Consider the following 12,718-nt stretch of genomic DNA (forward strand, 5'->3'; position numbering starts at 1 on the left):
GGGGAATATATCCAAAAGCCGCCTGGAGCGCAAAAGCGGCCATCAGGCGTTTGGATACCAGGTACAGATATGTTCACAGTCCCAGCCGTTTCTTGACCGCCGCGAATGCTGACAGGGTGCGGTCAATATCTTCGCGGGACAAGGCCGCTGACATTTGCGTACGTATGCGGGCTTTGTCCCTGGGTACCACCGGATAGGAAAAGGCGACAACGTAAATTCCTTCTGCCAGCATCTCCTCGGCAAAACGCTGTGCAAGATTTGCATCGTATAACATCACCGGAATGATCGCGTGCTCGCCGGGGAGCAGATCAAACCCCAATCGCGTCATCTGGTCCCGGAAATACTGGCTATTCTCATTCAGCTTTTGAACAAGCTCTGGTCTTTGCTCGACGGCATCGAGAGCGGCAATTGCTCCGCTGACAACCATCGGTGCCACCGTATTGGAAAACAGGTACGGCCGTGATCGTTGCCGCAGCAATTCGACAATTTCCTGTTTCGCGCTGGTGTAACCGCCACTGGCTCCACCGAGCGCTTTTCCCAGCGTGCCGGTGGTAATGTGAACCCGGTTAGCACAGTCGCGATATTCATGAGTTCCGCGACCGTTTGGCCCCACAAAGCCGGTGGCATGGCAGTCATCAAAATGGACAAGCGCGTCATATTGCTCCGCAAGATCGCAGATCTTGTCGAGCTGGGCGATGGTGCCGTCCATCGAAAACACCCCGTCGGTGGTGATCAGTTTGAACCGGGCTCCGTCCGAACTGGCCTGTTGCAGCTGCGCCTCGAGATCTCCCATGTCGTTGTTTCTGTATCGATAGCGCTGCGCTTTGCTCAACCGGATTCCGTCAATGATACTGGCATGAATCAGCTCGTCGGAAATGACGGCGTCTTCGGCTCCCAGCAAGGTTTCGAAAAGTCCGCCATTGGCATCAAAGCAGGACGGGTAGAGTATTGTGTCTTCCATTCCAAGGAAGGCAGACAATCGATCTTCCAGCTCCTTGTGCTGGCTTTGTGTTCCGCAGATAAACCGAACCGAAGCCATGCCATATCCCCAGTCTTCGAGACCCTGTCTGGCTGCAGAATTGACGGCCTGATCTTGGGCCAGGCCGAGATAATTGTTGGCGCAAAGATTGAGGACATCCCCCTGTTCAATTCGGACATGCGCATCTTGCGGCGAATTTATCAGGCGTTCCTGCTTATACAGGCCTTCTGCCTTGATGCCTTGCAGCTCCCGATTAAGATGGTCCTGGAATTGTTCGTACATCTTCATTTCTCCCAGTTCAGGACAACTTTGGCGGCTTCACCCGACTGCATTGCCTGGAACCCTTTTTCATAGTCCAGATAGCTGAGCTTGTGCGTGATGATCGGGGCAAGATCGAGGCCGGACTCGATAAACACCGACATTTTGTACCATGTCTCGAAAATCTCGCGACCGTAGACGCCCTTGAGCGTCAGCATGTTGAAAATCACCTTGTTCCAGTCGATTGAAGGGCTTTTTTCGGGCAGGCCCAATATGGCCACCTTGCCGCCATGACACATGTTGTCGATCAGCGATGCAAAACCCTGCTCGCTTCCCGACATTTCCAGACCCACATCAAAACCTTCCTGCATCCCCAGTGCTGTCTGCGCGTCCTCAATGTTGTTTTTCCCGACATTGACCACATGCGTTGCACCCAGTTTGCGCGCCAGTTTCAAGCGATCTTCGTTCAGGTCTGATACCACAACATGCCGCGCACCGGCGTGCCGGCAAACTGCAGCAGCCATGATGCCGATGGGTCCGGCGCCGACGATCAGAACATCTTCCCCGAGGACATCAAATTGCAAAGCGGTATGCACCGCGTTCCCAAACGGATCAAACAGCGAGGCAACGTCCAGGTCAATATCGCAACTGTGCAACCAGACATTGGCGGCCGGAATCGAGATATACTCGGCAAAAGCGCCGGCACGGTTTACTCCGACGCCTTCGCTGTGCGCACACATGTGCCGTCGCCCGGCCATGCAGTTGCGACAGCGTCCGCACACAACATGCCCCTCGCCTGAAACCGTCTGTCCAGTTTCAAAGCCACTGACATTGCTGCCCAGTTCAACGATTTCTCCGACAAATTCATGCCCCACGACCATCGGGACAGGGATGGTGTTCTGTGCCCATTCATCCCACTTGTAGATGTGCATGTCGGTTCCGCAAATTGCGGTCCGCCTTATCCTGATCAGGACATCATTAATGCCTGTTTCCGGTTCCGGAACATCCTGCAGCCAAATTCCGGGTTTGGCATGTGCTTTAACAAGGGCTTTCATTATCCATCCTACTCGTTGTTTGAGAACGAAAGGACCAAAATAACCGCAAGAAGACCGGTTTGCCGATTGGCCGCATCGTCCTCATGGACCACCACCTTGCCGGTCTGGCAGGTTGGCGCGGGCCGAAAAAAAGGCCCATCTCTTGATGCAGAAGCTTGCGCTTCCAAAGCTCCCTTAGTCCACAGCAAGAAAATTTCCAACAAAAAATTGGGCGGCTTGAACTCGCTTCCCGATTCCGAGAGTCTCCTGTCCAGCCTGGATTTCGATCCATAAACCCCGGTAGAGTTTTTGTCGGTGAACACAGGAGAGCCAATTCTCGAAAGCAGATTATTACAAAGAGCATCTGGACTCTCGATGCGAAACTGGCTCACACTTGTCATCAAATCGCTGGGAGAGATAATATGCGATTACTGATCGCTGCCGCAATTGCTTTGAGTTCAAGTGCTACGGTCGGGGATCAGAGCATGTTTGTATATTCCGGCATGTGTAATGCATCGGCAGTAGCGTTCATCAGCGACGATCATTTTGTCGTCGCAAATGATGAAGACAACATCCTGAGGGTCTACACGCAGCGAAACAGGGACCCGATATCGTCACTGGACCTGGGAGCGTTCATAGATACCGACAACAGCGGACGCGAGTCCGATATCGAGGGGGCGACGCGTGTCGGCAATCGCATTTACTGGATTTCCTCACATGGCACCAACAAGAATGGAAAGGCCAGGCCAGAGCGGCGGCGAATCTTTGCGACTGATATTGTGCCAGATTCGAATGGTCTCAGTATTCGCCCCGTTGGCAATCCCTACGCAGGTTTAATTGATGACCTGGTCAGCGAGACAAATCTGGATGCCTGGAAAATACTCAGCGGCGGAAAGACGCGCCCTCCCAAATTGGGGGGACTGAATATCGAAGGACTTGCGACTTCGCCAACCGGAGGACTGCTGATCGGGCTGCGGAGCCCCGTCCCGATGGGATATGCAGCGATAATCGAGTTGCAGAATCCGGATGACGTCATATCCGGTAAAACGCCGCGTTTTTCGCGCACCCGTTTTCTCAACCTGGGGGATGACATCGGAATCAGGGCCATGGACCAAGGCGAAAAACCCGGCTCCTTCATTATCGTAAGCGGACCGGTTAGCGGGAACCCTGGTGCATTTCAGTTGCTGCAATGGGACATTCAGATGGAGTCCATTAAGCCGATCAAATTGGACTTTGGTTCCTTGTCGCCCGAAGCAATTGTCCGGGTTCCCGGGGAAGCCGGAAGATTGCATATTGTGAGCGATGATGGCACCAGAAAAGTTGGTGGCGCCAAATGCGAGGATTTGCCAGAGCCTGAAAAGCGCACATTCAGAACAATCGAAGTGAGAATTTCCGAATAGGCTGACATGAACTGGTCACCTGCCGGACTTCCGATGCAGGATATTCAATGGAACCGGATTTCCGGGGAGAGACAGGCGGATCCTCCCGACATGCCACTACGTCCATTCTCGATGCTACTATGAATTTTCGTCCAGTAATCTATCAAGGGCGCATGATGACCAGGATTCAATTGTCGATTGTTATCTCAGTCGCACTGTTTTTGATTTTCATTGATCAGACCCACGCGCGGAGCTCGCCATCGATGGACTCTGCAACGGAAGCACGCACTGAATCGTCTGGAGCAAATCAAAGCCTTGCAGATAAACTGGCCGTACGTCCGCTGTCAGAAATCGCGGTCGCTATCGCCAACGGAACCGTGAGTTCCGAACAAATGGTGAGATCCTATCTCCGCCGGATCGCCGAAATTGATCGCTCCGGTTCTTCCATCAATGCGGTTCTTGCATTGAACCCCAATGCCATCGCCGATGCCCGCAAGGCAGACGAGGCCATTGCACGTGGAAACAATATCGGCATTCTCCATGGTGTACCGGTGCTTCTGAAAGACAATATTGAAACGCTTGATCCTGTTGCTACCACCGCCGGATCATTTGCGTTGAAAGACAATGTCTCGGAACGTGATGCGCCGGTTGCCGCAGGACTGCGTTCGGCAGGAGCGATCATTCTGGGGAAAACAAATCTCAGCCAGTGGGCAAATTTTCGATCGGCCAATTCCGTTTCCGGCTGGAGTGCGATTGGCGGTATCGTGCGAAATCCTCATATACTAAGTCGTTCAGCCTGTGGTTCATCATCAGGATCTGGTGCGGCGACTGCCGCCGCATTGGCAGCTGCGACTGTTGGGACAGAAACCAACGGTTCGATCATTTGCCCGGCATCAGCAAATGGCGTGGTTGGATTCAAGCCGAGCGTTGGCCTTGTTTCCCAAAACGGCATCGTGCCCATTTCAACCAGTCAGGATACGGCTGGTCCGATGACACGATCGGTACGCGATGCTGCCTTGATGCTGACCGCAATGGTCACCGACAAAGGCAGGCCGAATTTTGTCAGCGCCCTGGACAGAAATTTCCTGAAGGGGAAACGAATAGGTGTTATGCGGTTTGCCATTGGCCGCAATGCGGGTGTCGCGAAGCTGTTTGATGAAGCGCTCAAGGTGCTGGAGGCCGAGGGGGCAATACTGATGGACATAGAAAGCTTCGACCGCCCCGAGGGATTTTCCCGCGCGTCCAGAATGGTAACGCAAGTGGAATTCAAACATACGATAAATCGCTATTTGAGATCTACCGACCCCGACAAGGTGACCGTTCGCAGCCTTGAGCAACTTATAGCCTTTAATCGGGAAACGCCGGAAGAAGCTCTCGTCCTGTTCAATCAGGCGCGATTTTTGGCGGCGCAGGCGCGGCCAGACGTCACCGACCCGGACTACCTATCAGCCTTGCATCTGGTGCAAAAAGCGACTCGCCAGGACGGCATCGACAAGATGCTGAAGGATCATGATGTCGAAATCTTGGTCGCACCTTCCCGTGGACCGGCATATATTATTGATGCCATTTATGGTGACCAATCGCACGGAGGCATAGGCGCGGGCTACATCGCTGCGATTGCCGGATATCCGAACATGACGGTTCCCATGGGAAGTTTGCATGGCCTGCCAATTGGCCTCGATTTGATGAGCAGCCACGGGCGCGACTCCGATGTGCTGGCCGCCGGATACGCCTATGAACAGGCGAGCGGAAAAATTGTCACACCCGGTTATCTTCAAGACGTGTTTGAAGTGCCGGCCATCGGAGAAGCAATGCGGACTAAAGCGCTCCGATGATTTGATGGAGGAAACCTGGATTCATCACCTGATTGCGGTCTGAAGAATCACTTCTTTTCCGATGAAAACAAGTTCGGTCATTTTTTGGGAGCCCGAAAAATCCGCCATCGGTTCCTGGAAACGTTGTTTTTAAACAACAGGGCATTGACTGAAAACCAAGGTTCCAGTCACAAATACTGCTTATTATCATGCACATGCGTTTTCATCATGTGCTGATGCTAATAGGTCATTTGAAATTTTGATTTTCTTGGTCCTACATTCTCTCACGCTTTGCCAATGGTGATTGGGACGCCATGCGACGAGAACATAGAGGGGGGTCAGATGACCAATTTACAGAAATTCTTGAGACGTTCAACCTGGCTGACAACCATTTCGCTCAGCGCCCTTTGCGCTCCGCTACATGCGCAAGATCAAACCTCTACACAGAGTGAAAATCCATCTCAGGCAGGTTCGGAGATTGATCCAGCAACCGGTGAAACGATTATCGTCGTTGAGGGCACCAGGGCTTCAATTGCGAACTCCATTGATGCAAAAAGGAGCGCTGATCAAATCGTTGATGTGCTTTCCGCAGACGATGCCGACAGATTCCCCGATAACAATCTGGGTGAAGCCTTGTCACGCATACCGGGCATTTCGTTTATCAGAGACGAAGATTCAGGCGATGGCGAATTCATCTCCATTCGCGGTCTGGATGCGGAATTCAACACCGTTTTGAACAATGGTATCCGCGTAGGATCTTCCAATACATTCCGACGCACTCCGCTGGACGTGGCAACCGGTGACGGCGTGTCCTCCATCTATGTGACCAAGGCCCCGCTGCCGGAAGATGCTTCGGAAGGCATTGGCGGCGTGGTTGACATTCGTACACGCGGGGCTCTGGAACGGAGCGAGAGCTTTTCTTTGAGAGCCCAGCTTCGCGAGGATACTTTTGCTGCCGATACGGGGTTCCGCCTTAGTGGTGGCTTCACCAAGCATTTGACGGACAATCTGGGTATCAATGTTTCCGCCTCTTTCCGCCGCCGGTTTATCAGCACTTTCCGGTTCGACCCGACTGGCGGTCTAAATTTGCTTAACCCCCTGACTTTTGACGGCCCTAACGGTCCGATAGTCATTGACGACGAAGACCAAATTGCACTGGTGCCAGAAGACTTCATTGGCATTGAGAATTTCGGTTTGGAGGAAGTAGGTAATCGCTTCCTTGATGTTCGCGATCAAACCTTCAACATTTCGGGAACAATCGATTGGGAACTGTCAGATACGACCAAGCTGACCTTCGGCGGTAGCTACAATCGCAGAAATCGCCAGGAAACAGACAGTCGCCTCAATTTTGACTCTGATGACGATGATTTCGTCAATGGAGTTCTCACCTTTGATGACCCGGAAATTGAAATTGATGCGATTTTGGATGACACAATAGAGACGCAACAATCCTATTTCCTGAGGGGCGAAACAAAAACCGACGATTGGCAGTTCAACTATATCGTTGGCTATTCAAGAGCAGCTGAAGATTCAGCAGATCTTGGACTCGATTTCAAGCAAGACCTGACCGATATTAACGGTGATGACGATCTGGATGTAACCTTCGCTCCATTTAACGCTATTGGATTTGGGACTTTTCCTACTGCCAATCCGCAGAATCCTGCTGTTTTTGCAACCGTGCTTGATCCGCTCAACTGCGTGGATGAAGATGGTGATCCTTGCTATGCGGTAGATGATTTCGATGATGAATTCGTGGATGAGACAATCAACAAGGTCTATTCTGGCCGGCTTGACGTAACCCGCTTCTTTGATGGCAGCGTGCTTGAATATCTGAAGGCCGGTGTTGTTTACGAACGATCAGAAACAAGAAATCTGGATGTGGATATTGCCTTTGATGAGGAGGATCTTAACGGCATTACGGATGCCGGTGAAGATGGCACAATAGGTGACTTTGGTGTGTTTACCGGAGACGTTCGGAGTTTCTCTCCGATCGGAAACCCTTTTGCCAGTGTCGGCTTTAACGGCATACCACTCGCCAATCGCGACGGTTTGCTGGCCATCAGAAATGCCTTGCGGGCTGGCTTTGACCCCAGTTCGACACTCCTGCCTGCCAATGAGATTCAGGTCATACGAGCCGACGAAGACTATTATACGGGCTACATTCAGGCGAAGCTGAATTTTGATGACAAATTCACGATTGTCGGTGGTGTGCGACTGGAAGAATATCGGGGTAACTTTGCGACAAATACGAGCACGGGAGCCGATCTCCTTTTCAATCCCGATCCAAATGGCGGCGGCGCAACCGCAGATGACGAAGACTTGCTGGATGGGGCGACCGAAGATTTCCTGATCGCGGATGTGCCGCTTGCACCTAGCCGCACCAGCAATTTCGAAGTGCTGCCGCGTATCGTCGCGACGTATAATTTCAATGACCGGGCGCGGTTGAGAGGTGCATTCACAACCTCGATTTCACGTCCCAACTTCGAGCTGTTGGCAGCTGGTTTGGATACAGAAATTGAAATCGAATTGAACGATGGCGTCGATCCGGCTGCTGCGACCCTTGCAGATGTGGCTGCCTTCGATGCAACTTTTGAGGCAGGCAATCCCAATCTGCGGAATGCCTATTCCTACAATTTTGATCTTTCGTTCGAATATTATTTCGATCGGCAAAATGCGATTTCAGTCGCCGGGTTCTACAAGCGCATCGATGACTTCATCTTCAGCAGCGGTGCGGTGAATTTCTTCGGTGACGACATTGGCATAGGCATATTGGACGGCGCTGGTGATGCTACCCAACAGATTTTGGACGGCGTTCAGTTTGGCCCTGCCGGCCAGGCCAGGATTGATCAGTTCGGAGGCCTGGAGGCGCTGCTTGGCAGCGGAGTCGCCGATGTTAATCTGATTACACCGATAAATGGCGACACGGCAGAGGTTTACGGGATAGAATTCGGTATCTTGCATACCTTCACCTATCTGCCCGGCTTCCTGTCCAATATGGGCTTTATCGGCAATCTGACCTTGCAGGAAACCAGTGCACCTATCAATTTGGGGACATTGCCAGATGACAATATACTGGTTCTGCTCGGAGAGGCGCAGGCCGGTGACGAGTTTATCGAAGACTTCGACTTCTTTAACTCTCCAAGCATCGTCGGCAACGCCGCTCTGTTTTATGAAGACAGGAACGTCGAGGCGACCCTGAGTTATCGGTATTCGGGTACTCAGTTTGAGTCTCTGCGGCCGTTCGGGCTTTCTCAATACCAGCAGGGCAGAGGTTTCCTCGACTTTGATTTCGAATATACTTTCCGCGATCTTGGTCCGCTTGACAGAATGTCCCTCACATTTGAAGTTAGCGATATTCTGGATGGAGGAAGTCGTTTCACTGTCAATGAAACCTATGGCCGGGCGGGTATACTCACCGACGGTGCCAGCTTCAATGGCAGGTCATTCCGTTTCGGTGTCAGGGCGCGTTTCTAACACGCTCTGGGCCTTCCGCCAGGCAAGTACATGAACGACTTTGTTCGGTCATCACAAGCGATGGGGCATAATCACTATTTGTCGCTTGTGTCGGCAGCTCAATCGGGCTTTCATGCTTGCTCTGGCGGTCAGGCGGCAAGACCGTTGATTGGTTGATGCAACGAAAGATGATTGGAAGGCATTTGTGGAACTGAAATGGCTGGAAGATTTCATTGCGGTTGCGAACAGACAGCATTTTGCCCGTGCCGCTTCTGACCGGTATATTACGCAATCCGCAATCAGTCGCCGGATTCAGGCACTGGAATCCTGGGTCGGAACCTCACTGCTGGACCGTTCACAAAATCCTGTTCAGTTGACTCCGGCGGGTGAGGAATACCTCAATATCGCCAAAGATCTGGTTGAGCGGTCTTACGAGGGTCGGGCGACCATCAGCAGATTTTCACGCATTGACAAATCCAGTATAACAATTGGGTGCTTGCATACGCTGACCTTGAATTATCTTCCGGAACTTCTGAGTTCGCTATATGGGAGCATTGGCAAATTTTCTTTGCACGTGATCGCGGAAGTTCCTTCGATTGAAGAACATATTTCCGGCCTTCAGAACCGGAGCTACGATTTCTTCATTTGCTATGCGCATGATTCAGTTTCGATCAACCTGGACTCCAGATATTATCCCCATATCGACATCGATCAGCACTGGATCCGGCCCTATCAGGGTCTGACAACCGAGCCGATAGATCTGTCCCGGGGAACAGAAGCCATTGACTATCTCGAATATGCTTCAACCACTTATATGACGCGCGTGATTTCCCAACTGCTGGCCCGGGCACCGTTTCGCAAAAGACTGAGTACCATGTATCGTTCGTCTCTGGCAGAAAGCCTCCTGAGCGCGACCAGCGAAGGGATCGGTATTTCGTGGTTGCCGGATACAATTTTCAAAGATCGGCCTGAAGATGCAGGTGTCAGACTGGTGACCGAGGAGTGGAACATTCCTTTAAATGTCCGTGTGTATCGCCTCGGTGCCAAAATGAGGCCCCTGGCAGCGAAAATCTGGGAGCAATTGGAAAACCATCGCATTTAGATGAGTCCCATGCCGGACCGCCGCCAACAGATCTTGTCGATGCGATAATTGCAAGAAGGAAAGACGCGTGATGATCAAAACAACAGATTCACCACTCCCGCAAAGATGTTTGTTCTCCTTCATCTCTATCATCCTCCTTTTCGTATGGGGCACCACAATGCTGTCGGCTTCTGTTTCGGAGCCCGCGGAAGAGGTCGACCGATTGCCGAAGATCGTCGCCCTGGGCGACATGCATGGAGATTATGTCCCATATGAAGCCCTCATGCGCGATGCGGGGTTGATTGACGGCGATGGCAACTGGTCTGGTGACGATACCATCTTTGTTCAGACCGGCGATATTCCCGACCGGGGTCCGGACACGCGGAAGATCATCGAGAGTTTGCAAAAGCTGGAAAAACAGGCGCCGCTATCTGGTGGCAAGGTGATTCCGATGGTCGGCAATCACGAGGCGATGAACGTTTATCGCGATCTGCGCTATGTGCATCCGGGAGAGTTTACAGCCTTCGCCTCCGAAGATTCGGAGAAATTGAGGGCAGACTATTTTGCGGCGAAACGTGAGGCGATCGAAGCGGCTTTTCGTGACCAGCAACCGGACATGACGTCTGACGAAATCAAGGAGAAATGGCTGGAAAACATGCCGCCGGGCAAGCTCGAGCATGCCATCCACTGGAGCCCGTCCGGCTATATTGGCAAATGGGTTGCCCGGAATCGTGTGGTCTACAAAATTGGTGGCTACCTGTTCGCACATGGTGGCTATAGCAGGGAATATAGCCGCTTCACCCTGGATGAAATGAATACCGCCGCATCTGAAGCGCTGCGCACCCAGGATCGCTCGCGCGAATCCATATTGAGAGACACCCTGGGGCCGCTCTGGTACAGAGGCAATGTCCGGGGACGCCCTGATACAAAGGACTTCAACGCCAGCCACGAGATTGCACAGGTGTTGAAGACCTATGATGCAACACATATCATTGTTGGTCACACGCGCAATGAGAAAGGCATCCGGGTCAGTCGGGGTGGCAGATTAATCCAGATCGACACTGGTGCATCAGCTGTCTATGGCGGTGTACCCTCTTATTTGCGCATCGAAAACGGCGAGTTTTTCGCTCATACGCTGAGCGATGTGACAAGGCTTAACATCGCAGAAGTCAAAATACGGTGACTGGCTTTTGAAATCCATCGCTGGACCATCATGACTGACCCCGTCACTGGCGGCCATTCCTGTGGTGGTTCGCAGCCGGTCAGACAGAAATGTCGCCAGTGCCTTGTAAAACCGGCCGGCAAAAGCCGGGTGGCGCCCTAGCTCTTTCTCCAGCTCAGCACGCGGAACAGCGAGCAGGCGGGAGGGTTCAGTGGCCACGACACTGGCTTCCGGCGGGCGTTTCTCAACGAATGACATTTCGCCAGCGACATCGCCAATGCCCGGTGATGCCACGCTGGTTCCATTGGCCAAATGAACCTCGGCGCTGCCACTGGTCAGGAAATAGAGCGCCGGGACTTCAGCGCCCGCTTCGATGATGATATCTCCGGCTTCGAACAGCTTGATCTCTCCGGCCCTGGCCAGGAACAGCACATCTTCTTCGGTCAGATCACCCACTGTTTTCTGGCAAACCTTCCATTTCGGTAACAAAGTCAGTCGCGGCAATATTGGCCAGGAAGGGTTACTTAAAGGCCGGTCGACTTCATTGCCTGGATGCTCCGGCCGGATAAGCGTTCGGAATTGTCATGCGGATGACTCTCGCCCGACCACTATTTTTTGGTCTACACGGTGATGTATCTCACACTGGTGTCATGTATCGCTTCCGCACCATCAGGGGGCAATCCACGCTGATGATCATCCCGGCCTCGAGAATGATATCCAGAGACCCGCCATCGATGTCAGATTGTGGCTGGTCTGTATGCGCTAGTCCAACGGAATGGGGGCCAAATGGCACCGCGAAATCGCCCAATTTGGACAATATGCACTGACCAATGGAAGGGATCTCCGAAAATCTCATACCTGACCGCATTTGCCGGCCCAATTCTTCAATCGTATCGGAGATAGCAGTTACAGCACTTCTTGTTCTCTGTGGAGGCTCGCCGATGAATACTGTCCGGCCGAAATCGCCGTGATATCCGGCAAAGTGACTAACGCAATCGATGAGGACTGAAGTCCCATCCCGTAACTCGCCATCAACGCTCTCGTTAATGACGCCGTCTACAACCATGAATTTAGGAACATTGCCCTCTGTTGCCACTTGTTCGAAGAAATGCTCTCTCACCGATTTAATGGAGCCTAATGTAACGCAGCGTCACATTGCATCCCTTCGCTCCAGGGCGACGGAGGCGCTTATGCCAATGCTATTGAAGTCTATGGATTGGCGAAGAGTAATTGAGATTTCATGCTCCACCGCTTTGAAATACAGAAAACTGCTAGTGTTCGCTTTCGGGATTGAGCGGGCATTGCAACCGGAGCGAAAAGTTTGACTATGTCAAATTGGCCAAACGGTGCGAGCATCGGCTCAATGCCCAGTCAGCCGAACCTCCTGGCGATAGATGATATCCCATCCCCCACCTTGCTTGATCGCCAGCTGCACAAGTGATTTCGTCCGGGCATCAACCACACAGCGATATGCCGAGCTCATGTCCGCTCCAAAATTGTTTTGAGCCTCAAATTCCCCGATGACAACAACCTCTCCGGCATCAGGATATTTCAATTA

General features: G+C 52.3%; 10 protein-coding genes and 1 riboswitch. Of the genes, 5 read left to right on the forward strand and 5 right to left on the reverse strand.

Features of this window, described 5'->3' with window-relative positions; genetic code table 11:
• Positions 1 to 73: 73 nt before the first annotated feature.
• Both BUQ90_RS07195 and tdh read right to left on the reverse strand, forming a co-directional pair.
• Positions 74 to 1,261 carry a glycine C-acetyltransferase gene (locus BUQ90_RS07195; protein WP_074204346.1) on the reverse strand — a complete coding sequence of 396 codons (1,188 nt, stop codon included), beginning with the start codon at positions 1,259 to 1,261 and terminating at the stop codon, positions 74 to 76.
• Positions 1,262 to 1,263: 2 nt separating this feature from the next.
• Positions 1,264 to 2,292 carry an L-threonine 3-dehydrogenase gene (gene tdh, locus BUQ90_RS07200; RefSeq protein ID WP_074204347.1) on the reverse strand — a complete coding sequence of 343 codons (1,029 nt, stop codon included), beginning with the start codon at positions 2,290 to 2,292 and terminating at the stop codon, positions 1,264 to 1,266.
• Positions 2,293 to 2,337: 45 nt separating this feature from the next.
• Positions 2,338 to 2,446, reverse strand: a riboswitch (SAM-I-IV-variant riboswitch).
• A 1-nt stretch (position 2,447) separates the two neighbouring features.
• Here tdh and BUQ90_RS07210 point away from each other — a divergent pair.
• The 5 genes from BUQ90_RS07210 (at position 2,448) to BUQ90_RS07230 (ending at position 11,181) form a co-directional block, all read left to right on the forward strand.
• Positions 2,448 to 3,671 (forward strand): DUF3616 domain-containing protein, encoded by a 1,224-nt coding sequence (locus BUQ90_RS07210; RefSeq protein ID WP_143182748.1) that lies wholly within the window; start codon positions 2,448 to 2,450, stop codon positions 3,669 to 3,671.
• A gap of 47 nt (positions 3,672 to 3,718) precedes the next feature.
• Positions 3,719 to 5,485, forward strand: coding sequence for an amidase (locus BUQ90_RS07215; RefSeq protein WP_143182749.1), 1,767 nt, complete (start codon positions 3,719 to 3,721; stop codon positions 5,483 to 5,485).
• 321 nt (positions 5,486 to 5,806) lie between these two features.
• Positions 5,807 to 8,938, forward strand: coding sequence for a TonB-dependent receptor (locus tag BUQ90_RS07220; RefSeq protein WP_074204350.1), 3,132 nt, complete (start codon positions 5,807 to 5,809; stop codon positions 8,936 to 8,938).
• 184 nt (positions 8,939 to 9,122) lie between these two features.
• Positions 9,123 to 10,019 carry a LysR family transcriptional regulator gene (locus tag BUQ90_RS07225; protein ID WP_159437049.1) on the forward strand — a complete coding sequence of 299 codons (897 nt, stop codon included), beginning with the start codon at positions 9,123 to 9,125 and terminating at the stop codon, positions 10,017 to 10,019.
• A 157-nt stretch (positions 10,020 to 10,176) separates the two neighbouring features.
• Positions 10,177 to 11,181, forward strand: coding sequence for a metallophosphoesterase (locus tag BUQ90_RS07230; protein ID WP_074204352.1), 1,005 nt, complete (start codon positions 10,177 to 10,179; stop codon positions 11,179 to 11,181).
• On the opposite strand, the gene BUQ90_RS07235 is transcribed toward BUQ90_RS07230, so the two are convergent.
• The 3 genes from BUQ90_RS07235 to BUQ90_RS07245 form a co-directional block, all read right to left on the reverse strand.
• On the reverse strand, positions 11,068 to 11,616 hold the full coding sequence (locus BUQ90_RS07235) for a cyclic nucleotide-binding domain-containing protein (protein ID WP_074204353.1): 549 nt from the start codon (positions 11,614 to 11,616) through the stop codon (positions 11,068 to 11,070). The two genes, BUQ90_RS07230 and BUQ90_RS07235, sit on opposite strands and share 114 nt — an antisense overlap.
• Before the next feature lie 181 nt (positions 11,617 to 11,797).
• Entirely contained in the window at positions 11,798 to 12,226 is a 429-nt protein-coding gene (locus tag BUQ90_RS17975; protein WP_074204354.1) for a M24 family metallopeptidase, read from the reverse strand.
• Between the two features lie 294 nt (positions 12,227 to 12,520).
• Complete coding sequence (locus BUQ90_RS07245) at positions 12,521 to 12,715, reverse strand: hypothetical protein (protein WP_074204355.1); 195 nt, start codon at positions 12,713 to 12,715, stop codon at positions 12,521 to 12,523.
• Between the last annotated feature and the right edge of the window lie 3 nt (positions 12,716 to 12,718).

Origin of the sequence: Parasphingorhabdus marina DSM 22363 (assembly GCF_900128895.1) — a bacterium.
GTDB lineage: Bacteria > Pseudomonadota > Alphaproteobacteria > Sphingomonadales > Sphingomonadaceae > Parasphingorhabdus > Parasphingorhabdus marina.

Excerpts from the sequence above, each read along its gene's own strand:
- BUQ90_RS07195 (WP_074204346.1), bottom strand. The coding sequence starts at position 1,261 with ATGTACGAACAATTCCAGGACCATCTTAATCGGGAGCTGCAAGGCATC.
- tdh (WP_074204347.1), bottom strand. The coding sequence starts at position 2,292 with ATGAAAGCCCTTGTTAAAGCACATGCCAAACCCGGAATTTGGCTGCAG.
- BUQ90_RS07215 (WP_143182749.1), top strand. The coding sequence starts at position 3,719 with ATGGAACCGGATTTCCGGGGAGAGACAGGCGGATCCTCCCGACATGCC.
- BUQ90_RS07220 (WP_074204350.1), top strand. The coding sequence starts at position 5,807 with ATGACCAATTTACAGAAATTCTTGAGACGTTCAACCTGGCTGACAACC.
- BUQ90_RS07230 (WP_074204352.1), top strand. The coding sequence starts at position 10,177 with ATGCTGTCGGCTTCTGTTTCGGAGCCCGCGGAAGAGGTCGACCGATTG.
- BUQ90_RS17975 (WP_074204354.1), bottom strand. The coding sequence starts at position 12,226 with ATGGTTGTAGACGGCGTCATTAACGAGAGCGTTGATGGCGAGTTACGG.